The sequence below is a fragment of the Thermodiscus maritimus genome (assembly GCF_055382595.1).
The window spans coordinates 1,131,389-1,157,712 of the sequence record NZ_AP042434.1; the positions used below are offsets into that span (position 1 = coordinate 1,131,389).

The 26,324-nt window shown below is 53.3% G+C and carries 26 protein-coding genes, 3 tRNA genes and 2 pseudogenes; 15 read left to right on the forward strand and 16 right to left on the reverse strand.

Translation table 11 applies throughout. The features are described from left to right. The first annotated feature begins 52 nt into the window (after positions 1–52). Positions 53–859 (forward strand): ZIP family metal transporter, encoded by an 807-nt coding sequence (locus ACZ47H_RS06250; protein WP_464932838.1) that lies wholly within the window; start codon positions 53–55, stop codon positions 857–859. 7 nt (positions 860–866) lie between these two features. Here the strand turns inward: ACZ47H_RS06250 and ACZ47H_RS06255 are convergent. Continuing rightward, positions 867–943: transfer RNA gene (locus ACZ47H_RS06255), tRNA-Ala, on the reverse strand. Between the two features lie 170 nt (positions 944–1,113). Here ACZ47H_RS06255 and ACZ47H_RS06260 point away from each other — a divergent pair. The 3 genes and pseudogenes from ACZ47H_RS06260 to ACZ47H_RS06270 all read left to right on the forward strand — a co-directional run bounded on the left by ACZ47H_RS06260 (position 1,114) and on the right by ACZ47H_RS06270 (position 3,883). Further along, positions 1,114–2,334, forward strand: a pseudogene (locus tag ACZ47H_RS06260) (Cdc6/Cdc18 family protein). Further along, positions 2,331–2,888 (forward strand): endonuclease dU, encoded by a 558-nt coding sequence (locus ACZ47H_RS06265; RefSeq protein WP_464933962.1) that lies wholly within the window; start codon positions 2,331–2,333, stop codon positions 2,886–2,888. The pseudogene ACZ47H_RS06260 and the gene ACZ47H_RS06265 overlap by 4 nt, the downstream one beginning before the upstream one ends. 71 nt (positions 2,889–2,959) lie before the next feature. Continuing rightward, complete coding sequence (locus ACZ47H_RS06270; RefSeq protein ID WP_464932839.1) at positions 2,960–3,883, forward strand: malate dehydrogenase; 924 nt, start codon at positions 2,960–2,962, stop codon at positions 3,881–3,883. A 36-nt stretch (positions 3,884–3,919) separates the two neighbouring features. On the opposite strand, the gene ACZ47H_RS06275 is transcribed toward ACZ47H_RS06270, so the two are convergent. Genes ACZ47H_RS06275 through ACZ47H_RS06290 form a run of 4 tightly spaced genes read right to left on the reverse strand, consistent with a single transcriptional unit; the run spans position 3,920 to position 7,191 of the window. Next, positions 3,920–4,183: a hypothetical protein gene (locus tag ACZ47H_RS06275; protein ID WP_464932840.1), complete on the reverse strand. Its 264-nt coding sequence runs from the start codon at positions 4,181–4,183 to the stop codon at positions 3,920–3,922. 7 nt (positions 4,184–4,190) lie between these two features. Then, a complete protein-coding gene (locus tag ACZ47H_RS06280) occupies positions 4,191–5,207 on the reverse strand; it encodes an AIR synthase-related protein (RefSeq protein WP_464932841.1) in 1,017 nt (338 codons plus the stop codon). After that, complete coding sequence (locus ACZ47H_RS06285) at positions 5,188–6,177, reverse strand: methionine synthase (protein WP_464932842.1); 990 nt, start codon at positions 6,175–6,177, stop codon at positions 5,188–5,190. The genes ACZ47H_RS06280 and ACZ47H_RS06285 overlap by 20 nt, the downstream gene beginning before the upstream one ends. A gap of 6 nt (positions 6,178–6,183) precedes the next feature. Then, complete coding sequence (locus tag ACZ47H_RS06290; protein WP_464932843.1) at positions 6,184–7,191, reverse strand: methylcobalamin--homocysteine methyltransferase; 1,008 nt, start codon at positions 7,189–7,191, stop codon at positions 6,184–6,186. Between the two features lie 159 nt (positions 7,192–7,350). On the opposite strand from ACZ47H_RS06290, the gene ACZ47H_RS06295 reads away from it, so the two are divergent. Continuing rightward, entirely contained in the window at positions 7,351–7,836 is a 486-nt protein-coding gene (locus tag ACZ47H_RS06295) for a Fur family transcriptional regulator (protein ID WP_464932844.1), read from the forward strand. 50 nt (positions 7,837–7,886) lie between these two features. Beyond that, positions 7,887–7,964, forward strand: a tRNA-Val gene (locus ACZ47H_RS06300). A 59-nt stretch (positions 7,965–8,023) separates the two neighbouring features. Here ACZ47H_RS06300 and ACZ47H_RS06305 read toward each other — a convergent pair. The 6 genes from ACZ47H_RS06305 to ACZ47H_RS06330 all read right to left on the reverse strand — a co-directional run bounded on the left by ACZ47H_RS06305 (position 8,024) and on the right by ACZ47H_RS06330 (position 16,371). Next, positions 8,024–8,485: a hypothetical protein gene (locus ACZ47H_RS06305; RefSeq protein WP_464932845.1), complete on the reverse strand. Its 462-nt coding sequence runs from the start codon at positions 8,483–8,485 to the stop codon at positions 8,024–8,026. Positions 8,486–8,620: 135 nt separating this feature from the next. Next, on the reverse strand, positions 8,621–9,763 hold the full coding sequence (locus tag ACZ47H_RS06310) for an ABC transporter ATP-binding protein (protein WP_464932846.1): 1,143 nt from the start codon (positions 9,761–9,763) through the stop codon (positions 8,621–8,623). 8 nt (positions 9,764–9,771) lie between these two features. Next, positions 9,772–10,737 (reverse strand): ABC transporter ATP-binding protein, encoded by a 966-nt coding sequence (locus ACZ47H_RS06315; RefSeq protein ID WP_464932847.1) that lies wholly within the window; start codon positions 10,735–10,737, stop codon positions 9,772–9,774. A 1,855-nt stretch (positions 10,738–12,592) separates the two neighbouring features. Beyond that, on the reverse strand, positions 12,593–13,504 hold the full coding sequence (locus ACZ47H_RS06320) for an ABC transporter substrate-binding protein (protein WP_464932848.1): 912 nt from the start codon (positions 13,502–13,504) through the stop codon (positions 12,593–12,595). A 111-nt stretch (positions 13,505–13,615) separates the two neighbouring features. Further along, the gene (locus ACZ47H_RS06325) at positions 13,616–15,232 is read right to left on the reverse strand and encodes an ABC transporter permease (protein ID WP_464932849.1); all 1,617 of its coding nucleotides are present in this window, start codon (positions 15,230–15,232) and stop codon (positions 13,616–13,618) included. A gap of 14 nt (positions 15,233–15,246) precedes the next feature. Then, positions 15,247–16,371: an ABC transporter permease gene (locus tag ACZ47H_RS06330; RefSeq protein ID WP_464933963.1), complete on the reverse strand. Its 1,125-nt coding sequence runs from the start codon at positions 16,369–16,371 to the stop codon at positions 15,247–15,249. A gap of 136 nt (positions 16,372–16,507) precedes the next feature. Between ACZ47H_RS06330 and ACZ47H_RS06335 the strand changes: the two genes are divergently transcribed. From ACZ47H_RS06335 to ACZ47H_RS06360, 6 genes are all read left to right on the forward strand, one after another. Then, on the forward strand, positions 16,508–17,110 hold the full coding sequence (locus tag ACZ47H_RS06335) for a hypothetical protein (RefSeq protein WP_464932850.1): 603 nt from the start codon (positions 16,508–16,510) through the stop codon (positions 17,108–17,110). Positions 17,111–17,152: 42 nt separating this feature from the next. Further along, positions 17,153–17,398 carry an Lrp/AsnC family transcriptional regulator gene (locus tag ACZ47H_RS06340; protein WP_464932851.1) on the forward strand — a complete coding sequence of 82 codons (246 nt, stop codon included), beginning with the start codon at positions 17,153–17,155 and terminating at the stop codon, positions 17,396–17,398. A gap of 37 nt (positions 17,399–17,435) precedes the next feature. Further along, positions 17,436–18,557 carry a TiaS agmantine-binding domain-containing protein gene (locus ACZ47H_RS06345; protein WP_464932852.1) on the forward strand — a complete coding sequence of 374 codons (1,122 nt, stop codon included), beginning with the start codon at positions 17,436–17,438 and terminating at the stop codon, positions 18,555–18,557. A gap of 1 nt (position 18,558) precedes the next feature. Next, positions 18,559–18,819 carry a hypothetical protein gene (locus ACZ47H_RS06350; RefSeq protein WP_464932853.1) on the forward strand — a complete coding sequence of 87 codons (261 nt, stop codon included), beginning with the start codon at positions 18,559–18,561 and terminating at the stop codon, positions 18,817–18,819. Between the two features lie 417 nt (positions 18,820–19,236). Beyond that, positions 19,237–19,881, forward strand: coding sequence for a ribose 5-phosphate isomerase A (rpiA, locus tag ACZ47H_RS06355; protein WP_464933964.1), 645 nt, complete (start codon positions 19,237–19,239; stop codon positions 19,879–19,881). Further along, complete coding sequence (locus ACZ47H_RS06360) at positions 19,823–20,299, forward strand: hypothetical protein (RefSeq protein WP_464932854.1); 477 nt, start codon at positions 19,823–19,825, stop codon at positions 20,297–20,299. Before rpiA ends, ACZ47H_RS06360 begins: the two co-directional genes overlap by 59 nt. Here the strand turns inward: ACZ47H_RS06360 and ACZ47H_RS06365 are convergent. Continuing rightward, on the reverse strand, positions 20,240–20,401 hold the full coding sequence (locus ACZ47H_RS06365; RefSeq protein ID WP_464932855.1) for a preprotein translocase subunit Sec61beta: 162 nt from the start codon (positions 20,399–20,401) through the stop codon (positions 20,240–20,242). The genes ACZ47H_RS06360 and ACZ47H_RS06365 overlap by 60 nt on opposite strands. A 153-nt stretch (positions 20,402–20,554) precedes the next feature. Between ACZ47H_RS06365 and ACZ47H_RS06370 the strand changes: the two genes are divergently transcribed. Next, positions 20,555–20,848, forward strand: coding sequence for a MazG nucleotide pyrophosphohydrolase domain-containing protein (locus ACZ47H_RS06370; RefSeq protein WP_464932856.1), 294 nt, complete (start codon positions 20,555–20,557; stop codon positions 20,846–20,848). Here ACZ47H_RS06370 and ACZ47H_RS06375 read toward each other — a convergent pair. Next, positions 20,835–21,584, reverse strand: a complete 750-nt coding sequence (locus ACZ47H_RS06375; RefSeq protein WP_464932857.1) for a phosphoglycerol geranylgeranyltransferase — start codon at positions 21,582–21,584, stop codon at positions 20,835–20,837. The two genes, ACZ47H_RS06370 and ACZ47H_RS06375, sit on opposite strands and share 14 nt — an antisense overlap. Further along, the gene (locus ACZ47H_RS06380) at positions 21,535–21,873 is read right to left on the reverse strand and encodes a hypothetical protein (protein ID WP_464932858.1); all 339 of its coding nucleotides are present in this window, start codon (positions 21,871–21,873) and stop codon (positions 21,535–21,537) included. Before ACZ47H_RS06380 ends, ACZ47H_RS06375 begins: the two co-directional genes overlap by 50 nt. A 110-nt stretch (positions 21,874–21,983) precedes the next feature. Here ACZ47H_RS06380 and ahcY point away from each other — a divergent pair. Next, positions 21,984–23,233 (forward strand): annotated as a pseudogene (gene ahcY / locus ACZ47H_RS06385) (adenosylhomocysteinase). Between the two features lie 456 nt (positions 23,234–23,689). Here ahcY and ACZ47H_RS06390 read toward each other — a convergent pair. Beyond that, positions 23,690–23,766: transfer RNA gene (locus ACZ47H_RS06390), tRNA-Ile, on the reverse strand. 183 nt (positions 23,767–23,949) lie between these two features. Then, complete coding sequence (locus ACZ47H_RS06395) at positions 23,950–25,824, reverse strand: CBS domain-containing protein (protein WP_464932859.1); 1,875 nt, start codon at positions 25,822–25,824, stop codon at positions 23,950–23,952. 188 nt (positions 25,825–26,012) lie between these two features. Here ACZ47H_RS06395 and ACZ47H_RS06400 point away from each other — a divergent pair, with 188 nt between their 5' ends. Continuing rightward, positions 26,013–26,282: a hypothetical protein gene (locus tag ACZ47H_RS06400; RefSeq protein WP_464932860.1), complete on the forward strand. Its 270-nt coding sequence runs from the start codon at positions 26,013–26,015 to the stop codon at positions 26,280–26,282. Positions 26,283–26,324: the final 42 nt, after the last annotated feature.

The following is a 26,324-nucleotide window of genomic DNA, read 5'->3' on the forward strand; positions in this document are numbered from 1 at the left end:
TAACATACTTAATTCTATGTAACTCCACTCCACATGTTTCTTGGGGGTCTTCTTGGCGTCATCATTTGCTGAGGCTATAGTGGCGGCTAGTGGAGGGGACCCGGTGAAGCTAGCGTTAATCATGTCGAGTGTGGCTATGGCTTTGACTACTCTGGGAGGGTTTGGAGCGGTCTTCGTCAAGGGTTCCATGGATACTAGGAGGTTCTCGCTTGTTATCGACTTGGGTCTAGGCTTCAGCTCTGGGATCATGATTGTCGCGAGCTTTACCAGCCTCCTACTCCCCGCTATAGACTCCTATGGAGCTTTGAAGCCTATCATCGGTCTCGTGCTGGGGGCTGTAAGTGTTCACGTAATCAACAAGGCGGTCCCACACGAGCATTTTGTCAAGGGGTATGAGGGGCCGATTGGGGGATTGAGGAAGCTGAAGGCTGCCTGGCTTGTCGCGTTCGCGATAATCATCCACAATCTACCAGAGGGGTTCTCTATTGGAGCTGCTAGCGTCTACTCTGGCATCAGCGGTGTCACGGTGGGACTTGCTATAGCGATTCAGGATATACCTGAGGGGCTGGCAGTCAGCATCCCCGTGTACGCGAGCACCGGTAGCTTGGCGAAGGGAATATTCTACGGGTGGCTGAGCGGTTTCTCGGAGGTGGTCTTTGCCCTCCTAGCAGCTATTCTATCGGACTACGCGTTAATTCTGCTACCATATATGATGGGCTTCGGGGCCGGGGCCATGGTGTATGTCGTGAGCCATGAGGCCCTACCGGAGACACATAGGAGCGGGCATGAGGGTAAGTCTACCCTAGCATTCTTCACCGGGTTCATAGTCATGCTGCTCCTCGACACAGTGCTGGGATAAGGATGTATGGTGGACCGGCCGGGATTTGAACCCGGGGCCTCCCGGATGCCAACCGGGCGCTCTTCCAGGCTGAGCTACCGGCCCAGCCCTCCCTTTTGGGCTCCGGCTTCTAGTGTTATCCCGTGCTGGGTTTTTAAAGTCTCTCCTTGAAGGGGGACTGTTTATTCTCCGGGAGGATAATACTCGGGTATCCCCCATTATATGCCCGGGTTGATGTGATAGTTTCCTTTGGATCATGTGGAGTGTGTGGGGCCATGGCTGACGTTGTCGACGAGATCTTCGACGCTGCCGAGGAGTCTAGGATCTTCAGGGACAGGGAGAAGCTGCTGCCAGACTATGTGCCCGACGTGCTCCCGCATCGGCAGGATGAGATTAGGAGGCTAGCCCTCGTTCTGGCCCCGAGCCTTCGTGGGGAGAAGCCGAATAATGTCTTCATCTATGGGCTTACTGGGACTGGTAAGACTGCTGTTACCAGGCTCGTTCTTGAGAAGACTTGTTGAGAGGGCTGAGAAGCGGGGGGTACGGGTCACCCCCATCTATGTTAATGTTAGGCATAGGGATACCCCTTACAGGGTTATGGCTGATATTGCTGAGGGTATTGGTTTGAGGGTCCCCTTCACGGGGCTCTCTGTTGGAGAGGTCTATAAGAGGGTTGTATCCCGCCTCAACAGGAGGCCTGGAGTCTATATTATTGTGTTGGACGAGATTGACTTCCTGGTTAGGAGGCATGGCGACGACCTCCTCTACAGGCTTACCCGTGTTAACGAGGAGCTCTCCAGGTCCCGTGTCTCCCTTATAGGCATAACTAACAGCACCACACTCGTCGACAGCCTCGATCCGCGGGTGAAGAGCAGCCTTGGGGAGGAGGAGATTGTCTTCCCACCATACAATGCCGAGCAGTTGAGAGACATACTTGAGGAGAGGGCGCGGCAGGCCTTCAACGAGGGGGTGCTGGACGAGGACGTTATACCCTTATGCGCAGCCCTCGCGGCCCGAGAGCATGGGGATGCGAGGAGGGCCCTCGACCTCCTCCGGGTGGCTGGGGAGATTGCTGAGAGGAGGGGGAGGGGAGGGTTACCCGGATGCATGTGATGGCTGCTAGGAGTGAGATCGAGCGGGATAGGGTTGCAGAAGTGGTTAAGACCCTACCCCTACACGGAAAGCTTGTCCTCGCCGCCACAGTTCTAGTCTCGGCTGGAAAGGGTAAGGCTACTACTGGGGAGGTGTATGATGAATATAGGAGGCTTGTCCGGAGAGTCTCGTTGGAGGAGGTAACGTTTAGGAGGGTCTCCGGTATAATAGCTGAGCTGGACATGCTCGGCATTATAAGGGCTAGGACGATCAGCAGGGGGAGGTATGGCAAGACACGGATCATAGAGTTGGCGGCGGACCCGCAGGCGATCATAGGGGTGCTCTCGAAGGACCTCGGGGTGGAGGAGTTCCAGAGCATCCTGAGGCGAGTCGGGGATTGGTGAGGGTTATAGCCTGTGATGATGGGAGGGTTGAGAAGCTGGGGGAAGGCGTAACCCTCGCCACCTGTATAAGCTGGGAGAGCGGATTAGGCCTCGTGGACCTCGCTTTCCTACCCGTCCACGTAGACGGGCTGGATGCCACATCTATCCTCTCATACCTCGCCAGGGTCGTCTCACCTAGTGTGAGAGTAGATGCCATCCTCCTGGACTCGCTCACGTTCGCCGGCTTCAATATTGTCTCACCCGCCACCCTGTACCGGGCGAGAGGGGCCCCGGTCATAGTGGTCTACTCGTACAAGCCCAGCTACGAGAGGCTGGCGAGGGGGCTGGAGGCAGGGAGCCTTCCCCACTTGAACATCAGGAGGAGGATCCTGGAGCTCGTGGACACTGCTGAGAGAATAACTACACCCCTCGGCGAACTATATGTTATATCCTGGGGGGCTGGATTGAAGGAGGCAGCCATGATAATAGAGGGGTCTCAGGTGAGGGATAGGAGGCCAGCGCCCCTACGCTTGGCGCACTATATTTCCTCTGCACTATCCCAGGTTATACATTGATAATTAAGAACCGTATTATCCCGGAATACTACTCCTCCTATAATGAATAGTAGTATGAGGTGTGTTGTAGAGTGATAACTATAATCGGGGCAGGAAAGGTTGGTACCAGCGCTGCCGCCTTCATGATGCTCAAGGAGCTCGATGACATTCTCCTAATCGACATTATACCCAACAAGCCCCAGGGCGAGGCACTCGACCTTGGCCACGCCGCCTCCATCCTGGGCATAAGCGTTGATATCAGGGGCTCCAACGACTACAAGGACATGGCTGGAAGCGACATAGTAGTTGTGACGGCTGGCTTCCCCAGAAAGCCCGGCATGACCAGGGAGGAGCTCCTAACCAAGAACGCTGGAGTAATCGCAGATATAGCCGAGAAGATAAAGGAGTACGCTCCCAACAGCATAGTACTCCTCACAACCAACCCGCTAGACGCGATGACCTACGTCATGTATAAGAAGCTGGGATTCCCGAGGGAGAGGGTGATTGGCTTCAGCGGAGTCCTAGACGCTGGTAGGCTTGCTTACTACGCCTCCAAGAAGCTAGGAGTAAGCCCAGCAAGCATCGTCCCCGTAGTCCTCGGGATGCACGGCCAGGCAATGTTCCCTGTACCCAGGCTCTCCACCGTGCTGGGGACCCCGCTGACGGAGCTTCTCACAAAGGAGGAGATCGACGAGATAGTGCAGCAGACAGTAAAGGCTGGAGCAACCATTACAGAGCTCAGGGGATACAGCAGCAACTATGGGCCCGGCTCGGGCCTCGCAGTAATGGTGGAGTCGATCAAGAAGGACCAGAAGAAGGCTTTCATAGCAAGCGCAGTACTCAAGGGAGAGTACGGCTACAACGACCTAGTCCTCGAGGTCCCACTAATACTGGGTAAGAACGGTATTGAGAAGATAATAGAGCTACCCCTGACCGAGGAGGAGAAGAAGGGTCTAGCTGAGAGTGCCGCCTCTGTTAAGAAGCTTATAGACCAGCTGCCAGAGGAGTATAAGTAATCAAAGAGTAATATAAATAATCTCTATTTTTTATTATTATTCATATTCTTCCGGTGCAGGACTCGCCCCAAGATACCTGGTAGCAAGGTAATCCGTCTCGTCCAACCCCGCCTCTCTAAACCTACGCCCTCTTATCTCCTCTAGGAGTCTGCAGGCCTTCTCTAATTCGCGGGCCCCCACCTGGTATATGTTCTCCTCATCCAGCTCTACGAATACAGCATATATCTTCCTCCGCTCATCAATAACAACATGGAGGCAAGGAGGGTCCCTACACTCGTACCTCCTCTGCTCCCCAGGCACCCAGAGATCACCCCCAGAACCTTGATATCTCGTCGCGGGGCGGCTCATATAGTTCTTCTACGACCCTCCCATCCTCCTCCACGACCAGCCTCGCCACCCCCTCCTCTACAACCCCGATAGGGGCTGCGGGGTACCCGTGCTTATCAGCTAGCTTGATAACCCTGTCAACCGTCTCTGGAGGAACCGATGCAATGAGAGCCCCGCTGCTAATGAGTTTCAACGGGTCGACCCCGAGCCTGCCTAGTGCCTCTGACGCTTTGGGATCCACAAGTATCCTTCTACGATCAACCCTTACAGTTCTAGAGGAGGCTAGAGCTAGCTCTACTAGGGCCCCGATAATCCCGCCCTCGGTCGCGTCGTGCATCGAGTTGACTAGGCCCTCCTCAGCTAGGTCCACGGCGACATCTACAACTGACAGTCTAGGCTCCCTGCCTAGATAGTCTAGTACCTCTAAGGGGATCCCCTTCTCAGCTAATAGGTGCCTGAAGTCTCTTGCCAGTATATAGGCTCCCTCCTGGCCTGCGTACCCCACTTGAACCACAACGTCTCCTGGCTTCGCGTTGCCGGTAGGAACTATACACTCCCTGCAAGCGCATCCGGCTGCATAGACTGCTATAATGGGCTTTTCTAGTCCGGGAGCGTACTCTGTATGGCCACCTATAAACTCTATCCCCAGCTCTGACGCGGCGACTCCTATCTCCGATGCGAGGGCTTCAACCCTCTCCCAGGGGTAGCCTGGTGGTAGGAGTATCAGTAGCTGCGCCCACCTTGGCCTAGCGCCTGTTACCGCTACGTCGTTGGAAGCCACTATGATTGCGAGTCTACCTATAGATTCTGCAGCCTCCGTTATGGGGTCGACATGGGTCACTAGCATGCATTCTCCAAGGTCTATTATCCCGGCGTCTTCTCCTGGGCCGGGTCCAGCGACTACTGTTGGGTAGTGGATGGTTGTTATCTTTGAGATGAGCCTGGATAGTTTACTATATGGGAGTTTCCCTATCCATTCACCACTCCTCTCTCGCAAGCCTGGCAGCCTCTACCATGTTCTTCAGCTTCATCTTCGCTATATCCCTGGGCAGCCTCTTCAATCCGCAGTCTGGGTCGACGTATATCTTCTCCGGCGGTAGTATGTCGAGCTTCATGATCCTGTCTATAGCCTCCTTCACCTCTTCAACAGTCTCGACCTGGAGGGAGTGGACGTTGATCACACCATATCCCAGCTCCTTGTTGAACCCATACTCCTTCAGGTATGGTAGTAGGCGGAAGTCACTGTTCTTGAACTCGAAGTCGAACTGGTCGACTGGATAGTCTAGGATGTAGGGTAGGATCTTCTCAATCCTCCCGAAGCATATGTGTACTATCTTCTTAGCCTCGACCCCACTGAGCATGACCTTCAATGCCTCTCCCAGCATCTCTGCCTCCTCTCTCCAGGGCCTCGTGGAGAGCGCCGGCTCGTCGACCTGGATGTACTTGGCCCCCGCTTCCACCAGGGCCTCGATCTCCTTCCGGAGGGCCTTCGCCAGCTCCATTATGACCTCGTACCTGTCACCGTAGTGTAGGTCGAAGCTCCACTCGAGCATGGTGTAGGGGCCTGTCAGTATACCCTTAACAGGCCTCCCCTGCGAGTACTTTACGGCGGTCTTCCAGTCTTCAAGGGTCATGGGCTTCGTCCACTCGACGGGGCCAATAATTATTGGCTTGCGGAAGTAGACGTTGTCGAATATCTTGACCCACTCGCCCGGAGTGTACCCCTCCATTATTTCGGCGAAGTAGACTACCATGTCCTCTCTACTCTGCTCTCCATCACTTATTATGTCAACCCCAGCCCACAACTGGTCCTCCACAACATCGCGGATAGCCTCCTCTATCAGCCTCCTGAACTCTTCCCCGCTTATCTCCCCCTTCTTCCTCAGCTTCAAAGCCCTCGAGGCTGGGGGGAGCTTAGGATAGCTTCCCACCACGGTCGTTGGGAACTTCCTGGGCACCTCATACATCACTCTTCACCTCCATATACTGTAGAGTTCCAGACCCCTCTCTGCAGCATACCTCTCAGCTAGGGACCCTAGTAGGAAGGTCTTCCTAAGACTATACCGGTAGGGTATTAGGTCCATCCAAGTTGTCGTAGTGAGAACTATTTCGTCGGCGTCGATTATCTTCCTGGCCCTGTCTAGATCCGAGGCTATAACTTCATATTTGTCGTCATGGATCCTTCTAGCATCTACTAGTCCAAGCACTGGCACGTGGTTTCCAAACCCCTTTTCATCTACCAGCTTGAGGGCTCTCTCACGGGCATCTGCAACGTCTATCATGAGGTATCTCGCCTTAGAGTCGAGCATCCTCTCATATACGCTCTGCTTGGGCGCGTCGAAATAGACTGCCAGCACCGATTTATCCTCGAATCCCTTAATGATATTGTTTACAAGGTCTACAGAGAGCGCTGCATCGTCGGGTGAGGCGTCTAGGTCCGCCAGTATAGGCTCGTCGACCTGAACCATTCCCGCACCATGCTCGAATGCCTTCTCCACCTCAATCCTGAGGGCATACGCTATTTTCTCGGCGAGCTCCTCAAGCCTGTACTCTGTTCTATTAATTGACATTTTAGCCATAGTAACTGGGCCTGGGACGACAACCTTTAACACCGCAGGATCTGCTAGCGGGGCGTACTCAATTACCCGTCCTGCTAGAACTGGATTCACTACATCGGGCTCCCCGGTAAACACTGGGATCCTGTAGAAGAAGTTGTTGTCGAAATACCTGAGTAAGCCGTTGACGGAGACGTTCCTCCAAGACTCTACAAAGGGGCGGAATATATCATGCCAGTCTATCATTCCATCTACAACTACCGGGAGGCCAGCAGTTTTTTGAGCCCCTATGACCTCACTGTGAGCCTTGATGACGCCTGAATGGTATTCGGTGAGCCCAATCTTCCCCTTCTCCCTATCCCGGAGGCTATATCTTGCAAGCCTGGACCTCGGGTATCCGCCTAGAACCATCGCCCATATTCTCAAAATAACTCCCTAGATACTTAACCGACTGGGACGAGAATATGTAGTTTATTATTGCATCTCTAAACTCTACTCATACATAATGTGAAACTATTATTATATAGAACCCTGTGATAAAGCATATATCTTTCGCACGGCGACATACTAGCTTTGGGAGTTCGAGTGGAAAGGAAGGTCTGGAAAATGAGTGACGGTAACAAGCAGTATGAAGAGACTAGTGTTGAAAGTATAGTCAAACTATTGGAGGGTCTAGGGCATAGGCTCACTCCTCAAAGGATAATTGTTGCAAAGATAATCATGGATAATGTTAAATATCATCCATCGTTCAAACAAATCCATGAGAAGGCCGCGAAGCAGCTTCCACGCCTGGGGATCTCAACCACCTATATGATAATGAAGATGCTGGAGGAGGCCGGTGTTATAACGACTTTCGAAGCCAACGGTGAAACTCATATTGATAGTCCACACCCCCACGTAAACATTGTCTGTCAGGATACAAATGCCATAATAGACCTACCCCTCAATGATGCTACGAGTCAGATAATTGAAGCTATAGTGGAAGCTGCCAGGAAGCAGGGGATAAACCTCGAGAACCCAGTTATTATTGTTAAAGGCCTCTGTAACGGTGGGTCAAAAGATAAACCCTAAAAATCCGTGGCGAATGACACTGATCACCGGCTCCCCCCGCAGGGTGGGGAGGGCCCGTCGTCTAGCCTGGTTAGGACGCCGCCCTCACACGGCGGAGGTCCGGGGTTCAAATCCCCGCGGGCCCACCAACAATAAAATCTAGTGCATAATTCGATAGAGGAATTCCTTAAATAGCATTAGAAGATCATTATACTTGAAGGATCGTTCCCCTATCATCGCTTTGCCTACATTTCTCCATGATTATAGCGAGAACCTGCTCGCCCCCGAATATTAATACCAGCCTGCTATCACCCTCCTTGAACCTCCGTAATTCCAGAGTTGAATAATCCTTGAGGAGGGATAGTGTGTCTGCTAGTTCATATATAGGTATCCCCTCGTGATCCTCGCCCTTTGGGGGAAGCATAGATGTCTTTAGGGGGATGGTCTCTTCGATCAATTCCTTAACTGCCCTATTATCATTTATGATGATTATGCAGTCATTTACTATTAATGCTGGATAGGGGTTGCCATTGATCTCTGCAAGGCCTAAGTTCAACGGCTTATAATGGCAGAGTATATGTCCTGTATCCGGGTCTATCGCGGGATGGAGCCCTAGAACATTCTCTACTACTGAATGCGGCAGGTAGCCGGCCTGCTTCCTCACCCTCAATAGTAATCCACCCTCCTTATTTCCCGGTATCCAGGATTTGATCGGATCGGGCCGATGAAATATACTCCCCAGTCAGGGACCCTCCCCAACCACAGGGGAGGGGGTGATGCGAGTTCCTTTAAATGAGGCCCGCCTCTACTTTGCCTGGTTTGACTGGAAGGCTCTCCTGACCGCGTCATGCAACCAGCAGGCTACGTAATGGTCTTTCTCAACTTCAGTCAATGGCGGCTCGTGCTTGGGGCACAGATCCGCGATCTCGCTACCCTTCTGCACTTCAGCGTCGTATGCGACGCATCTGGGGTGGAATCTGCATCCTGGAGGTATGTTGACGGCGTTAGGTACTTCTCCTTTTATCGGCAACTCTCTATAACCAATTCTGTTCTTTGGATCGGGGTCTGGGATCGCTGCTATTAGTGCCTTAGTGTATGGATGTAGGGGGTCTGCGATAACCTCTCTAGCATCTCCCATCTCGACTATCTTACCGAGGTACATGACTGCGATCTTATCGCAAATGTACCTTGCAACTGCGAGGTCGTGTGTTATGAATATGTATGAGACCCCCGTGATCTTCCTTAGGTTTAAGAGGACTTCTAGGATCTCCGCTCTTATTGAGACATCGAGCATTGACACCGGCTCGTCCGCGACTATGAGTCTTGGATTAGATATTATAGCCCTTGCAATTGCGACTCTCTGCCTCTGGCCCCCGCTGAGCTGGTGCGGGTACCTGTCTATGAAGTCGGATGCAGGGACTAGCTTCACGTACTCCAGGGTTTTCGATATGAGTTCGAGCCTCTCCTCTCTACTCTCTCCTATACCATGGACTAGGAGGGGCTCCTCTAGAATATCCTTGATCCTAAACCTCGGGTTTAGGCTCCCAAATGGATCCTGGTATATCATTTGTATGTCTCTGCGGAGGGGCTTGTACTTCTTCTCAGGTAGAGAGAGTATTTCAACCCAGCCATCCCCGTTCGGCTCGACCCCTACCCTCTTCAAGTCCTCCACGGTCTCCTCGCGGGGCTTGAAGTAGGCCTCTCCCCGGGTAACTGGTACAAGCCTCATGAGGGCTTTCCCGGTGGTCGTCTTACCACAGCCGCTCTCGCCTACTAGGCAGAATATTTCCCTCTCCCTCATATTGAATGATACTCCATCAACAGCTCGGACAAAGAGCTTGGCCCTCCCTGTTATGGTCTCAATTATACTCCTCCTAACCGGGAACCACACGTGGAGGTCGTTTACCCTTAGAATCTCCTCTCCCAGCTCAATCCTATAGTAGCTCATATCCATACTCACCTCCTAGCATGTAGCCAGCATGCCACCCAGTGACCCTTCTCCACCTCCTGGAACGGGGGCTCTTCCTTATCACATGGTTCGAATCTCTTTGGACACCTGGGGTGGAATCTGCATCCCCTCGGGGGCCTCCTTAGGTCTGGAGGAGTTCCTGGAATATACTCTAGTTTATGAATGTCTCCCTTCAACCTGGGCACTGCTCTTATTAGAGACTGTGTGTAGGGGTGGAGGGGTTTCTCGAATATATCATCTGCAGATCCATACTCCACAATTTTACCGGCGTACATTACAGCGATCTTCTCTGCCAGCTCGGTTACAACTCCGAGATCATGAGTGATAATGATTATGCTAATGCCTTTCTCCCTATGCAGCTTCTTCATAAGATTGAGGATTTGGGCCTGGACCACGACGTCTAAGGCTGTTGTGGGCTCATCAGCAATAACTATGTCAGGCTCCATCGCTATAGCCATTGCTATAACTATTCTCTGCTTCTGGCCCCCCGACAGCTCGTGGGGGTAGCGTTCAAGGATCTCTGGGGGCAGCCCTACTGCCTCTATGAGTTCTTCAGCCTTTGCAAGCGCTTCTTCCCTCTCCAACCCTGCATGATATACAAGTGGTTCTATTATCTGGTCGCCCACCTTATACACTGGGTTTAAGGCGTTCATTGCGCCCTGGAAGATCATGCTTATCTTACGCCACCTGATTTTTCTCCTAACCTCAGCCTCACTCATCCTTGTAACGTCTAATCCATCGATTTTTATGGAACCACTAACAATCTTACCGGGGGGAGGTACTAGTTTCAATAGGCTCCATGCTAGCGTGCTTTTTCCACAACCGCTCTCGCCTACGATACCGAGGGTTTCACCCTTGTTCAACTTAAGTGATACACCGTCAACGGCCCGTACTACTCCTCGTAGGGTGAAGAAGTATGTTCGCAGGTTGTCGACCTCTAATAGCGTTGACATCCATCCCTCACCGGATCTATAGCCCAACCAACCTGTAGTCGAGCGTTTGGGGATATATGTCTGGAGGAGGTATAAGTAAAGAGACCCCAGATAACATTAATAAAAAAGTAAAAATATAATTAAAATAATATTAGAGGTGTATTGTCTCCGCTACTTCCTTAGGTAGTAATAGGCAGCGGCTAGTATGATTATTACTATGATTATCGCCGCGACAGTCGCGCCACTGACTCCTCCTCCAGTGGTAGTGGTTGTCTGGGTCGGGGTCGTGGTTGCAGTGGTTGCGGGCGCAGTGGTGGTTGTAGTTGTGGTTGCAGTGGTCTGAGTTGTAGTGGTGGTAGTCGTAGTAGTAGTGGTGGTAGTTGTAGTTGTAGTGGTGGTAGTTGCTTGGGCTGCAACAAGGTGGACTACCTGGCTGTCGAGCGCTGGGTTGGAGTAGCCCTTCGGATAGATCATGATGCTCAGCTGGTAGTAGCCTTCAGGCATGTCCTGCGGTAGTATCACCTGGAACTGGCCTGCGCTGGCCTGGGTTATGTTCAGGAATGTGCTGTTGAACGTGTTGAGGTCTATCAATACGGCGAAGGGTATAATGTCATCCATAGTAGCGGGCTGCCCGTTGACCTGTACCTGTAGGGTTGCGACAACACTACCAGCGGTGTTCGGGGTTACGGGGAGTACAGTGGTGGTTAGGGAGACGCTCTTAGGTGCCAGCTGGCTCACAATGGTTTCTGGGCTTAGCGGGAACTCTGCGAACCTCTTCAGGGTGACCTGGTCGTTTACACTGTCATAGCTGTCTAGGTAGTAGGGTCCTTCACCGATCAGTAGGTGGTTGTGGGCGTTTGCGAATGCTACTAGGTTGTCAACCCTCTGCTGCCACTCCTGCATTGTGAGTAGGCCCATGTCAATGAGGTCCTGTACCCAGCTCGGCGGGTTGTTCTTAGCCTGCTGGATGAGGTCAACCATCTTCTGGACCTGGGTCGGGTCTATGAGGTGGATCGCGTAGATGCCCTGGTCTGGGTTCTGGTCCTGGTAATCCCATACATAGCCCTGACCGCTCCTAGCTAATAGGTCCATTGCAGCGTAGAGTTCTAGCGGGGTGCTGGTCCACATGTTTGCGGTGTCAGCAACGACTCCAGGGTCGATGTGGTTATAGTCAGTGTATACCGCTATAGCTGTGTCGTTGATTATCTTGATTGCCTTGAAGGTTGATAGTAGGGTAGCGTAGTCGCTTGAAATCCTCTGCTCATACCATGGATCGTTCGTCGTGTTGGTTCCCCACTCGAATATCACGGCGAGTGGAGCTAGCATATCGGCGACAGTCATCTGTGTTCCATCGTGGAACTTCACATGTGGTAGTATCTTGTAGTTGAGGATCACCTCGTTGGCGACGGTCTCACCTGCTATGCCCGCCTCTCCGGCGGTCTGGAACCTGTGCGCGGTGGCATTGTAGAGTATTGCATCTGCGGGTATGGTAGCGTTCTTCTCCACCTTCCAGGTTGTGCCTGCAGGGCTCCAGCCAGGCTCTCCGTCAGTAATCCTTGTCTGTGGGCCGAAGGTGAAGTACACTGCAGCCCTCACTGCTACCGCACTGTACATGTCTGCGAATCCGCCTACAGGGTTCCAGACCCATCCCTCCTTGTACACGTACCTGTTGCTGAAGTGGACCTCGTCGCCCTTAGCATACTGTAGGGCGGCGTAGGTGAACTGGTTCCATGGGGACGCCTTGGGGCTCTGTATTATACCGCTCAGGTCGCTGGAAGCCACTAATATATCGCTCGTAGCTACAACGAAGACCCTAATGGACTCCTGGAAGCCTAGCCAGGTTCCCTCGTTCACCAGCTGCCAGAACTCGTCGATGCTAGAGTAGTTCCCTGTATCGAGCCTCTTGGCTATCTCGTCGATTGTTGAGTTGGAATAGTCTCCGCCCCAGCTGGTGTTCTGGTATACCGCCCCACCAGCCGCTGTAGAACCACACGAACTCTCCATAGTCGTACTTAGCCATACCGGTAATGCCCCAGCCCTCAGTGTAGATCTGCCACTCGCAGGCAGTGGGGTCTCCGTAGTAGACTATCTGGATTGCTCCTGAGAAGTCCTTGTAGAGGTAGTCGACGGTCAGCCCTACCTCCTCCAGCTTGTGGGCTACCAGTTCTCCAATATCCTTCCTCTCGTCCTCTACCCTAATGACGAACTTCACGGTGACAGGGTTACCGTTTTGATCATACCACTTGCCATCGTTGCCCTTAGTTGCACCGAGCTCTTGTAGGGCCTCCTCTAGGAGCTGCTTACCATACTGCTCTCCCTTATTCTCTATCAGGAACTGGATCTTTAGGGCTGTGCCTACAAGGTAGGGGTAGTCTGGGTCGAAGGGGGTCCATGGGATGTACTGTGGGATCCCGTACCTCTTCAGTATGTTGGCTACAATGTCGCTCCTGGGGACGAGGAACTGGAGGGCGAACCTAGCCTTCCTATTGGTGAATATGTTGAGGCTACCGTCGGAGCAGTGGTTGGGGTTGATTAGGAGGTTGTCCATTCCACTGTATGGAGTGATCAGCTTGAAGCCAGCATTCTGCAGCTTCAGGGCCGCGTCGGGGTTGTCGATTGGGAACAGCCTAGCCTGGGTGTCACCTGTTATTAGGCTTCCTATAGCGTTGTTGTCCTCCTCGATCCTCTTAGTGATGATCGTCTGCACTACTCCAGCGTTGCTCACCAGAGCCGTAGCTACTGGGAGCACGAACAGTGCAATCATGAGTATCGCTATCGGCTTCTTCAAGACACGCATCACCCTATATTACGGGTCATAGTAACATTATCGTGGGAAGACCTTTATAAATTATTTGGGAATAGAACCAATCAATAAAAGAAATATGTTATAATTAATTCTCTATCTCTGAAGTTTCGGCGCAACTATGGGCTCAATAGCCCTCCCAACCAACAGGAACGTGGCCGAGAATATTACTAGGGCGAGGCCTGGGAAGATGTACATCCACCACCATCCCGTCGTAACGGCCTTCACATCATAGGCTAGCTGGAGCATCTTACCCCACGTGGGTGCAGCTGGATCTCCGAAGCCTAGAAGGGCGAGGCTAGCCTCCGCCACAATAATTCCAGGTATTGAGAGGACTGCGATCGCCATGGTGTATGGGTATATCTGGGGGAAGATGTGTTTGAACACGATCTTCCTAGTGGGCACCCCCACCGCTTTAGCCGCTTCAATATAGAGTTGCTCCGAGATCTGCAGCGCCATGCTCCTCACAACTATAACTGGCCCAGCCCATGATAGCGCGATCATCAAGAGTGCGAGCTTCAAGAGGGTTATGGTCCCGAAAGCATATGAGATAGCTATCAGTATGGGTAGGAATGGTAGTGAGAGCATTATATCAGCGATCCTCATCAGTATCTCTCCCTTTATATCCTTCCAATAGCCAGCGATTGTGCCATAGATTGCTCCAATGAAGGTTGAAACGAAGGTTACAGTGAAGCCTAGTAGGAACGCGTAGGGCAGGCCGAGGAGAAGGCCTAACCCTATAGGCCTGGAGTAGACGTCTGTTCCAAAGAATCCATAGCAGTTGCCCATAAGCCTTAACTCGAAGTCTTCTACACCCATGTTGCCCCTAAGCTTCTCCACGAAGTTTGAAAGAACAACAGAGTAAACGGCTATGTGCACCTTATATGTACCGGGGAGCCCTACTAGTTTACCGTTCTCGCTTGTAGCAAAGATCGCTCTTGGATCGAGCCTAGTAGTGTTGGTGACGTTTAATCCTATACTCTTATATATCTCCTCTAGGGCGCTGCTCAGTGTGTTGCTAAACCATTGAGAGTTTTTGAAGTTATAGAGCGTCTCGGGTCTAGCCTTTACAGTAGTGTTCCCACCGGATCCCTGCTTGGTCACCGAGCCATATACAGTTATGATGTTAGACTGATTCTGGCCGCCTTGACTGTACAGCTGGCCCGCATAGAACATCTTTACAACTAGACCATCAGGCCTCTCAATATACATCCATGCAGAGCTCAAGACAACTGTACCGTTAGCCTGGAGATCAGACGGTACTCTTAGTGTCAGGAGCATTCTTACATCACTGGGCAACGCCTTACTGTCCAAGTCTATCGTTCCATCATAGCTCTCATAGACGACCTTGTAAAGGCCGGTCTGAAGTATCGGGGTGAACTGGGTGTTTAGCAAGTTGTATACATCTGGCGCTACTACTCTCAAGTCTTCCGGGATTCTATCCATGACCTGGTAATTCTTGGTGAGCGAATCAAAAGTCAGGGTCTTAGTGTGGAATTTCTCCTTTACAGACCAGCATGGAGGAACGGTTGAAGGGTACATGTAGGGGTAGTAGGACTGCTTGCCCTTACCGTATAAGTTCACTCCCTCAGGATAGTATGCTGCCACCGCGTAGAGTGCTAGGATGAGTTGTATTAGGAGGAGGGCGATACCTATCTTACCACTCCAGGTCCGGAGTACGATCCTCATATTACTCTTAAAGTTATCAAACACATTCCCTCACCCCCTCATGCCCTCTTAATCCTCGGGTCCAGGAGCGTGTAGAGTATGTCCAGGATGAGCCTAGTCAGCAGGTAGAGTAGAGTGGTTACATAGGTCAGCACTGTCAGCACCGCCACGTCGTTCGCTGTTATAGCGTCCCAGTAGAGTTTACCGAGCCCTGGCCACTCGAATATTAGCTCTGTGATTATTGCTCCAGCAAACACGCTCAGTACGATGGAGAAGAGTACTATGGTCACTATAGGTGGTGCGGCTGCCCTTAGAACGTGCCTCCTTAACACGATCCTTTCAGGCAATCCCTTCGCCCTAGCAACCATGACGAAGTCCTCGTTGAACACGTCGAGTAGAATGTTCCTCATCCTATAGGCTGAGTCTCCAATACTGAGCACGGTGACTGTTATCACTGGTAGAGCAGCCTTTGATAAGAGGTTCCCTAAGTCGTGGGGGTTAATATTCTCTGTAACCTTTGGGAAGAAGTGGTATTTTTGCGTGAAGAAGTAGATGAATACCATTGCAAGCCACCACCACGGCATGCTGACGCTGAAAACGCTCCACCCTACTATCGTGTTGTCGAGGATCCCTCCTGGCCTGCGGGCGGCGTATAATGCTAATGGTATGGCTATTAGTAGGGTTAGGGTGGATGAGGTTGTGAATAATAGTACGCTGAAGGGGACCCTCTCGAATATAATGTGGTAAGCGTTCTTATCTCCTGGCTTGTAGAAGAAGAACCCTCTCGTCTCTAGGGTTGAGCTTGAGTTGACCGGGGTGAATAGCAGCATTCTCTTAGTATACTTGCCGGCAATTATATACCATGGCTTGTCTAGACCCCTGTTATGTATCTCTTGCATTGTTAGCTTGTCAATCCACCAACGCAACGCATCCTGTTCGAGAGTCTCATTGTTGACTGATAAATTATTCTTTTCTAGATATTGAATATATTCGTTTATAATATGTTGTTTGAGCTGAGGACCTGTAGGCTGACGCAGCTGGCCAATAATCATCTGCTGCATCTCCTGCCTTATAGCCTGCTTCTGCCTATCAGTTAGTGGCCCAGCGAATATAGCGGCGACTATGAAGGTTACTATTACTAGCACTATGACGAAGTTGACTAGCTTCACTGCAAGCCAGCGCACACCCAATCACCAATCTATGCACTTGGTCATCAGGCCGGGCGTATAGCCGGCCTGTACCCGCTACCCCCCTTTAACCCTCCCCATCTGAGTCTAAAATTATTAGCCCCAGACCCTATACAGTGGAGGGGACCGGGTTTTGCCAGCAGCGAAGATATACCTCCCATACTACATGGTTGAGCCATTAGAGGCTGGTGGTGGGAGGAGATTCTATGGAGAAGCACACTTGAGCCTGCTAACTGACTGGTATAGGATCCTAGTCCTCGCGACCCCGCAGAGGCTCCCGTTCGAGAAGATCCCTCTTGGAGCACCCGTACTTGAGCCTCTAGCGGATCCCTCTGAGTACGCCTCCAGGATCGAGGAGGCTCTAGAGAGGGCTATGAGCGAGTACTCCTCTAAGCCCGCCTTCAAAATCGGTGGGGTGCGAGGCTTCCTCAAGCTACTCTACGATGGGCTCCGTGGGAGGAAGGCCGGTGCGGGCCCGGAGCTGGAGGCTAGGCTCATAATCCATTATGCAGTAGAGGTGCTTGGAGTCGAGCCGGGGGAGAAGCTTAGAGCATACCCTGAGACACTCTGGCTTCCCGTCGAATTAGAATTTAGAGGGGAGAGGATCATGGGGGCACGCATCATCTCACCCTCCAAGACAATAGAATACCCACTCCTAACGAAATTCGCTAAGATAGATGGGAGGGTCCGCAGGGCTCTCCTGGAGGCTGCTGTGGAGGGCTGGAAAGCTTTATAGAGTGGGACAATAATACATTATGTAATTGGCGAGGTGTATTAGATGGCCCTAGCCATTGTTATGATAAACGTCGAGGTAGGTAAGGAGAACGAGATCTTTGAGAAGCTCTACGAGCTCCCAGAGGTCAAAGAGGTATACATGGTCTACGGGGTACACGATGTTATAGCCGTGATAGAGGCCGACACTATGGACGCTCTAAGGTCCCTGATAACAGAGAAGATAAGGAAGATGGATGGAGTAAAAAGCAGTATGACGAGCATAGTAGTCATGCATAAGAAGAAAGAGTAAACCCGGCCACAACAAAGTTCCTCCCTGGGACCCTGGAGTGGGCAGCGGGATAGGCACTGGAGGACCACCCTCTTCTTTCCCATACCCTTTCACGCTGGGATTAGATGATTCAGACACTCCATGGGGAGGATGCACAACACACCTAGCATGGATCCTCCTCCGGGAACTAGACGAGAAGGTACTGTTCGCGGACCACCCCCTCCTCGTACGACTCAATCCAGTAGTCCCCAGGAAGACCCGGGGAAACGCGGCGGTGGTGGTTAGGGGTTACTCTAAGAAGCCTCAAACCGACCTCTTAGAGATTGCAGTCAACCTGGCAGAGTCCTACGCGGAGAGGAGGCCGCCGGGTAAGAATCCGGGAGTAGCCCTCTACCCCGGCGTTGACGCGTGGAGGGACCCTCGCCTTAGGAGGCTCTACCATAAGGCACTCTCAACCTATATCCCCAGAGACCTAGCCCGCGACTGGGCATCTAAGGCGGGCGTAATAGCTAGGGGCGGTAGTGGAGTTGTGGGGGCGGTATCATCGCTAGCCGCCCTAGCACCAGGAGACCCCTACACCTACGAGCTCATAGCCTACCGGAGGAGGGAGAACCTGGCACGCGAGAGATGCGTTAAGAGGGACCCTCACCATTCCAGCTCAGAGCCATTGTGCTCTATGGCAAACTATGACCTCCTAGCCGGGAAGCTCGCCTCAGCACCCGGAGGCCCCGACCCCGTGCTAGCAGGGTTCAGGGGGTGGGATGCCTCATGCCTGGGGCGACTCTCTGAGCTCCTATGCGAGGAGCCCGCGGGGTGGGTGCTCTACAGGAGCAATCAGCATACTGGGATCGCGGGCATAGCGGGGTCCCCCAAGCCGAGGCCATACAATTACGTGAGTGTGAGGGGCCGGGTAGTGAGGGGGCCTTGGGAGATGGCTGGGGGCCATGTATTCGTTATAGTGGAGTCTCTCCAGGGGACCCTCACTGTTGCATTCTACAGGGAGACGGGGCCCCTAAGGGATGCCGCCCGCATGCTTACTGTAGGAGACCATGTGGTGGTCGAGGGCGGAGTAGTTCCTAGGAGCGAGGGACCCACTCTAGCAGCGAGACGTCCTCGTCGTGGAGAAGCTCGCACCGCGGATCGTGAAGGCCGCGCCACGATGCCCAAGGTGCGGTGCTAGGATGAAGAGTATGGGGAGGGGTAAGGGGTACCGGTGTCCAAGATGCGGGTATAGGGACCCCAATGCTAGACCGGTAGAGGTCGCGCTCCCCAGGGGGCTATCCCCGGGAAGGTATACGCCCAGCGTCTCCTCCGCTAGGCATCTTACTAGGTTCAACTGGTGGCCTCCAAGGACCGGGTACACTCCCAGGCTCCTGAGGGTAGATTGTGTTGCATCTTATGGGAGGGACCCTCCTCCCCTATCGCAGGGCATTGACTGTTAACTATTGGTAAAACACCCCCCAGTTTCAAGTGGAGTCTCGTCTGGTACCCCGCGCACCCCCCGGGTTCAAGTGGAAGTGTCTGGGTATGGGTCGGTTCCCTCTATTTGATCTAGTAGTATTCTTCTATGATGTTTGTATATTGGAGAATGAGTGGATACCTCATCCAATTACAAGTGGGGTCCCTCCGCATCCCGGGTTTATGGGGTCCCATAGCACAGGTTCCAGTTGAAGGAGTGGGGTGTGGGGGCAGGGTCCCTCCCTGGTCCAGGTTTAAATAGACCCCTTGGTTTCCAGTGGAGCCCACTCTCCCCATTAATACCCCTACAGCACCGCATAGTTGGTGATGGGTGAAGGCTTCTGCCGGAATGCGATGCTAAGAGGGCCGCGGCACAAGGGGCCTTGGAGCTCTTGAGGAGCATGAGGGTTGAGAAGCTGGGGGTAGGAACCGGTTCTACAGTGGCGCGCTTCATAGACTTAATGAGTGAGGAGGGGTTAGAGCCCGGGCTCATAGCTGCGTCGAGCCTCGATACAGCCCTCTCACTATCCGAGAGGGGGTATAAGATCGTGCATCCCAGCGTGGCCCCAGTGCTGGATGCATACGTGGACGGCGCCGACGAGGTTGACCCTGAGGGGAGGCTCATTAAGGGGCGCGGGGCCGCGCTGCTGGGGGAGAAGATACTAGCCTCGCAGAGCAGGGTCAACATTATAATTGTTACCAGGGAGAAGCTCGTGGACCTGCTGGGCTCGAAGAAGCCTGTACCGGTGGAGGTTGTAAGGGACTCTCTGCTACCTGCTGTGAGGCTGATAAGGAAGAGGTATCCGAGGGCGAGTATAAGGATGGGGTCTGGGAAGGATGGGCCGGTAGTCTCGGACTGGGGCGGGGTAATAGTAGATGTGTACACGGGTCCATTGAGGGACCCCGAAGAGGCCGAGGCATACTTGAAGAGCATCCCGGGCGTTGTCGAGACAGGGCTTTTCATAGGATACACCGACTACGTGGTGGTTGGCAGGGAGGACTGCGCGTGGGAGGTGCACAGGTACGAGCGGAGCAGGCTACCATGAGACGGCATGGGAGCTCCGCGGCTCGAACCCCCCGCCCCAGTGGGAGGACCGCGTTAGGACCCTTGCATTCTCCAACAGATTCGTAGTAGTGTGGAGGGACCCTCTAATCACCATCTACCTGGGAGAGAACGGCGACTACGTCCTGGTAGACTCCTACTACTGCAGCTGCCCAGGATTCACCATGAGGACTACCAGGAGGGGGCTGGGTGGATGCAGCCACGTGTACGCGTTGAGGGAGGCCCTTAGAAATGGGAGGGTGAGAGACGTTTCCAGCAAGCTGTCCGCGGGAATGGTCGCGGAGATCGCGTGGGAGGCTCTAACGGGACCCTACGCCTTCACGCTGCGCAGGATCCTAGCGTTAGGCGAGGAGGTGGGCGAGAACAACGATCACGGTGAAGGCGGTGGAGACGAGGACTAGGGTTACCGGCGACATCTTAACCTTTCCCTCATACTCGTCGTAGAACGCTATCAGCCCGGCAGCGCTCATCGGCCCGCTCTCCCTCTTCTTCTTCCTAGCCATAACCTATACACCCCCTGTTCGAGTAGAAGGTAGCCTTTAGAGGGAATTAAGCATTGATCCCCCTCTCCGCAATCCTCCCTGGGGAAGGGACCCTCCATGAATACATATGTATAAGGCGAGGGTCCCTCTCCAACGCCTTAGTGGGAGAGCATGATGACTCTCACCATAAAGTGCCTCGCCGAGGCTATGAGGAGGGCCTATCTGGAGAGGGATAGGGAGAGAGGGCTCTTCGAGACATTCTCCTGGCTTGTGGAGGAAGTTGGAGAGCTGGCTGAAGCCCTCAGGTCCGGGGATAAGTCTAGGATTATGGAGGAGATCGCGGACGTGATAGCGTGGACTGTGAGTATAGCCAACCTCGTAGACGTTGATATCGAGGAGGCTCTAGCTATGAAGTATGGGGGAGACCTTGCAGATGCCGGATGCACTGGTGGGGCTAAGGATTCTTGAAAGCGGCGATGACCTCGGAGAGCCTGTGGGGGTCCTCCTCTGCAAGGGTCCCTGTGACTAGCCCGTCAGCGCCAGCTTCAGCCGCAGCCCTCGCGGCGTCGGGGTCCCTAACCCCGCCCCCTACAACTAGTATGGGGTCTAGGCCCGCCTCCTCCAGGAGCTTCTTTGAGAGCCTGATAGCCTCTGGCGGTACAGGCTTGGGGGCTCCGCTGCCAGCCTCCAGGTATATGAGTCTGGAGCCCATCATTGCACCGGCTAGCGCGTGTATTGCTACTAGCTCGGGGTGCTCGTAGGGTATTGGCTTAGCCCTCCCAATATAGCCTGCTGCACCCCCGTATCCTACTATAATGTATGATGTCGGTATCGGCTCTATGCCCATCCTGAGGACTATTGGAGCCGCCTGAACCTGTACTCCCGCGAGATAGTATGGATTGCTGCTGTTCAAGAGTACCATGAAGAGTACCCCGTCGGCCTCCGGGGTGAGCCCGTTTAGGTTTCCCGGGAAGAGGATTACGGGGAGGCCTAGGCTCTTGAGCCTCCTAACAGTCTCCGATAAGACAGGCTCGTGCACGCCCGTGGAGCCGCCTACAAGTATAACATCGGTGCCCGCATCGCGGGCGACCCTGGCCCTCTCATAGGCTTCCGTGGGGCCATCCTTCTCGGGGTCTATGAGGGTGAAGTGGATCCTACTCTTCCTCCTCATACTCTCCAGCTTCTCCAGGAGCCTCCTCTTCACCACCGACTCCCTCTTCCCCGGCCTGCATGCACTCTTCTAGTCTTCCCTCGTATACTAGGTCGACTACCTTATTGTAGACGTTGACCCTGTCAAGTATCTCGGGCACTTCGAACTCGCAGTGGAGGCCGCAGGTCCCACACCTCACCACTGCAATCTTCGTCCTAAGCTTACCCGACTTCTTGAAGTCTATTGTCAACGTCTTGCTACCGCAACGGGGGCACTCGAAGTACCTCGGTGGGAGCGTCCTCCTTTTTACTATCTTCTTCCTCCTCTTCCTCCTTCTCCCCAATCCACAGGCACCCGCTCTAATGGTCCAGAAGCGACTCAGTCGCCTGCAGCGTTATTTATTTTGATAACCGCGGTACGCTAGGTATCCAAGTGTAGGCTGGGTGTAGTGTATTGGTCGAGTACAAGGTGAGGGACCCTACCCTGGCAGGGGAGGGGAGGAAGAAGATTGAATGGGCCGAGATGCACATGCCTGTCATGATGAAGCTGAGGGAGCAGTACTCGAGCGAGAAGCCCCTCGACGGGTACATTGTATCAATGGTTCTCCACGTGACCAAGGAGACAGCGGTGCTCGCGAGGACTGTTAAATCGTGGGGCGCGGAGGTCTACCTTGCAGCAAGCAACCCGCTCTCAACCCAGGACGATGTAGCCGCGGCTCTTGTGGAGGATGGGGTGAACGTTTTCGCTTGGAGGGGTATGAGTGAGGAAGAATACTTCTGGGCTATAGATAGAGTCGCCTCAGCCAACCCAGACCTAGTAGTTGACGATGGCGGAGACCTCCACGTACACATACATGAGAAGAGGAGGGATATAGCCGGGAAGATCATAGGCGGGACGGAGGAGACAACGACTGGCGTGATAAGGCTGAGGGCCCTTGAGAAGTCGGGCCGCCTCCTATACCCTGTAATCGCAGTGAATGATGCGTACACAAAGTTCCTATTCGACAACAGGTACGGGACCGGGCAGAGCACTGTTGACGGGATATTGAGGGCGACCAACATACTCATCGCCGGCAAGAAGGTCGTAGTAGCAGGATACGGCTGGGTTGGGAGAGGAATAGCGATGAGGATGAGGGGGATGGGTGCCAGGGTGATAGTCACCGAGGTAGACCCTATAAGAGCCCTCGAGGCAGTGATGGACGGCTTCGACGTCATGAGCATGGATGAAGCCTCCAGCATAGGAGACGTCTTCGTCACAGCTACGGGGGACACGAGCGTGATTAGGAAGGAGCACATGCTCAAAATGAAGGATGGTGCAATACTAGCAAACGCCGGCCACTTCAACGTAGAGGTGAGCGTCAGGGATCTCGAGGAGATCTCCACCGGTAAGAGGCTGATAAGACCATACCTGGAAGAATACAAGCTCAAGGATGGAAGGCGCCTATACCTACTAGCAGAGGGTAGACTGGTAAACCTGGTAGCCGCGGAGGGACACCCCAGCGAGGTAATGGACATGAGCTTCGCCAACCAAGCCCTAAGCCTCCTACGCCTCAAGAGGGAAGGGAGGAACCTGAGGCCAGCCGTCTACAGGGTCCCCACGAGCAGGACGAGATGGTAGCTAGACTCAAGCTGGAATCAATGGGCATAAGGATCGACGAGCTCACGGAAGAGCAGAAGAGGTACCTTGAGAGCTGGAAAGTCTAGAAGAGGCGTAATCTGCTGGTATTTTTATCCATTCCGGCTAGAGTCCCTTTGCAATCTTTTCTAGGGGCGTTCATTGGGGTACAACTGTTTAATTCATACTTCTCTATGTTTATTCTTCCAGCCTCTAGTAGTGCTAGGGACATGGACCTCTAGAATCCTCTTATCCCAGCTGAGGATTGGATGATGCATTAATCCAGCGCCCGCGATGAGGGAGGCCCGTCACAAGCCCTAGGATAATGTAGACTCTAGTTAAACCCCCAGACTTACTGCTCCAGGCAATGATCCCGTCACCTATCTAATGACTAAATTATTTCCATTGTTAATATTTAAGCATCCACACCATACCTTAGCCACGGATGATCACGAACCCTGGGAAGCCCAGAGTATCGTTGCTTATAAAACAATCGAAGAGGGACCCTCACATACTCCATAATAGATTAGCAGGTTTTTGGTGGGTGGTGGGCCCGGGGGGATTTGAACCCCCGACCACCCGGTTATGAGCCGGGCGCTCTACCTGGCTGAGCTACGGGCCCTCGATGGCGCCAGGTGAGAGCCTCCCTTTATGGATGTGGTTCTTGGGTGAGGGTAATTAAGCATTTACACCTTGTATTAGGGTGCTCGGTGGAAAGTCGGTCTTCATCCCCTTTTCTCTGGGTCCGCGTCGCTCCACCATCCTCATTGCAGCCTGTTAGTGTAGGAGTGGCAGGGTTTTTGTGTTACTCTTGTCTTGGAGCCTCCTTTTTGACTTCTTCGGCGGGGGTTGGGGGCTTGATTCTGGCGTGTCTTGCCATCTCCCTGAGTATCGTGTTCTTTGATACTAGGCCTACTAGCCTTCCCTCCTCGTCCACTACTGGCAGGCCGTCAACGTTCTCCTCCCTGATGGCTTGTATTGCTTTGAGCACGGTGTCTCTTGGCGAGAGGGTTGTCTTGACGGGTGTTGTGGCGTCTGCTACTATTAGGGGCATGACCTTCACGTACCTGCCCATCTTTCTACCGCCCTTTATAAGCCTCCTAACCCATACGAGGCGCCTGCTCTTCCTAGCTATTAGTGAGTCTTCGTATGCTACGAATGGGAGCCTGTTCGCGCTTACGACGCCGAAGATCCTGTCGCCCTCCGCTACCACTAGGGCGTCTAGCATGTAGGTGCTCATCTTGTTTATGGCGTGGGCTAGGCTGTGGTGTGGGTGCACCCTGGCAGTCTTCGCCGGGACCATTACGTTTTCTACGTAGAGCTTGCCGGTCTGGTGCTTTGCGTAGGCCTCCACGAGGTCGTCTTTTGTTATGAAGCCTATAGTGTTGCCCTCTTCATCCTCTACTATTGCGACCTCCGAGTTGTTGGAGAGCATTGTGAGGGCCACGTTCTCGAGGGGCTCGTTCGCCTTAACCCTGGGGACGACCCTGCTCATGACGTAGTCTATGAAGAACTTGTCATAGACTCTCCTCCTCCATATGGGTCCCTTCAACGCTATAGCTTTGAGCATGTTCCACTTCGATACCACTCCAACTATCCTTCCGGCATCGTCTAGGACTAGGAGGTAGTTGGTCTTCCTCCGCAGCATCTCTCTCCTAGCGTGTTCGACTGTATCGTTTATCGTGATGGCGGGGAGCTCCTCCCTAGCGATGTCACCAGCTGTGACTCCGAGCTCCTTGTAGGCTCCCTCCGGGGCTTTGGTGACAACCTCTTGTAGGAGGCTCTGCTCTGTACGGTATGTGACGCGCTCCTCCTTCTCGACGGGCTTGGGCATTGGTAGTGGCTTGACGGGGACCCTTCCAGGCTTCGCGCCCTTGAGGTAGACTCTCACTACGTCTGCCTGCGTCAGTATTCCTACTACCTTGCCCTCCTCGTCCACGACGGGTAGGATTGAGAAGTCGTTCCTCACCATCACCTTGGCTGCCTCCTCTATAGGCGTGTCGGGGGTGGCTACCACTACTCCCCTCGTCATGATCCTCTTAACCTTGGCCGGGGTCACTATCTTTCCAGCCCTGATCTCCCTGTGGAACCTCCACCTACCCTTCCTTATCAGGTCGAAGGGAGTGATTATCCCGATGGGGACGGGATCCTCGCGGCTCCTCACTACTACTAGGGCTGGGAGCCCCTTGAAGACGAACTTGCTCCACACCTTGTTTATCGTGGTATCGGGGGTTATCAGGTACTCTTCCAGATCATCCACGGTCATGGCCTCTGAAACCGTTTCTGCAAGAGGGAGGAGGCCTCTCGCCTGGAATGCTGCGATTAGGTCCCTGAGAGATACAACTCCAACCAGCCTGTCATCCTCGTCTACAACGGGGGCAGAGTCTGTCTTGAACTCCTCGAGAAGGCGGAAGGCCTCGTCAACGCTCTGATCCATCCTTAAGACTGGATGGTCTCTTGCAACGTCGATCACGCGCAGGGGAGACTTGGCACTAGTTGGTATAATCGCTTCGATCCTAGTTAGGAACCCGCTTATCTTACCCGTCTTCTCATCCTTAATAATGGGTATAATCCTCTCCTCGGTTTCGCGGAATAGCTCCCTCACCCTAGTGAGTGGTGTGTTGGGCAACACCTTCTTAGCCGGTTCCCGCATTACTTCCCAGACCTTCAACCATGTCACCCCTTGCAGAGTTGAGGCCATCCCTCCTTTAAGGTTATGGAGGAGGTTAAACCCAAGATATAATAAAGGTCTCTCCAGGATTAATTACTTGAAGTAGAGGGTAGGGGAGTACACCATACCCCAACGCGGCCAGTAGCGCGTTGAGAGCATAGTGTGCGAGTAGAGACGAGTAGGAGAGGTGGACGAGAGTGGCTGGAGGAAACGGTGCTAGACCCGTGCTGTGTCCAAGATGCAAGGTGCCCATGGTATACATGATGGAGGCTGAGAAGAACAGTAGCGGGAGGAGGATAACGAGATACTACAAGTGCCCGGCCTGTGGGACCAAGATCATAGTGGAGAAGCTACTAGTCAAATATGTGGATGGAAAAGTGAAGATATACAACCTCATGGTCAAGGACAAGGAGATAGTATATGCAAGGCCGCAGGCGAGGCAGAGGCGGGAGAGGAGGCACAGATAGCTCAGTAGGCCATCCTTTATTCTATTTTATCTTCTACACGAC

Coding starts and splice junctions, on each gene's coding strand:
- ACZ47H_RS06285 (WP_464932842.1), bottom strand. CDS start 6,177: ATGTATGAGGTGCCCAGGAAGTTCCCAACGACCGTGGTGGGAAGCTAT.
- ACZ47H_RS06310 (WP_464932846.1), bottom strand. CDS start 9,763: ATGAGCTACTATAGGATTGAGCTGGGAGAGGAGATTCTAAGGGTAAAC.
- ACZ47H_RS06315 (WP_464932847.1), bottom strand. CDS start 10,737: ATGTCAACGCTATTAGAGGTCGACAACCTGCGAACATACTTCTTCACC.
- ACZ47H_RS06340 (WP_464932851.1), top strand. CDS start 17,153: ATGGCCCTAGCCATTGTTATGATAAACGTCGAGGTAGGTAAGGAGAAC.
- ACZ47H_RS06350 (WP_464932853.1), top strand. CDS start 18,559: ATGAAGAGTATGGGGAGGGGTAAGGGGTACCGGTGTCCAAGATGCGGG.
- rpiA (WP_464933964.1), top strand. CDS start 19,237: ATGAGGGTTGAGAAGCTGGGGGTAGGAACCGGTTCTACAGTGGCGCGC.
- ACZ47H_RS06365 (WP_464932855.1), bottom strand. CDS start 20,401: ATGGCTAGGAAGAAGAAGAGGGAGAGCGGGCCGATGAGCGCTGCCGGG.
- ACZ47H_RS06370 (WP_464932856.1), top strand. CDS start 20,555: ATGACTCTCACCATAAAGTGCCTCGCCGAGGCTATGAGGAGGGCCTAT.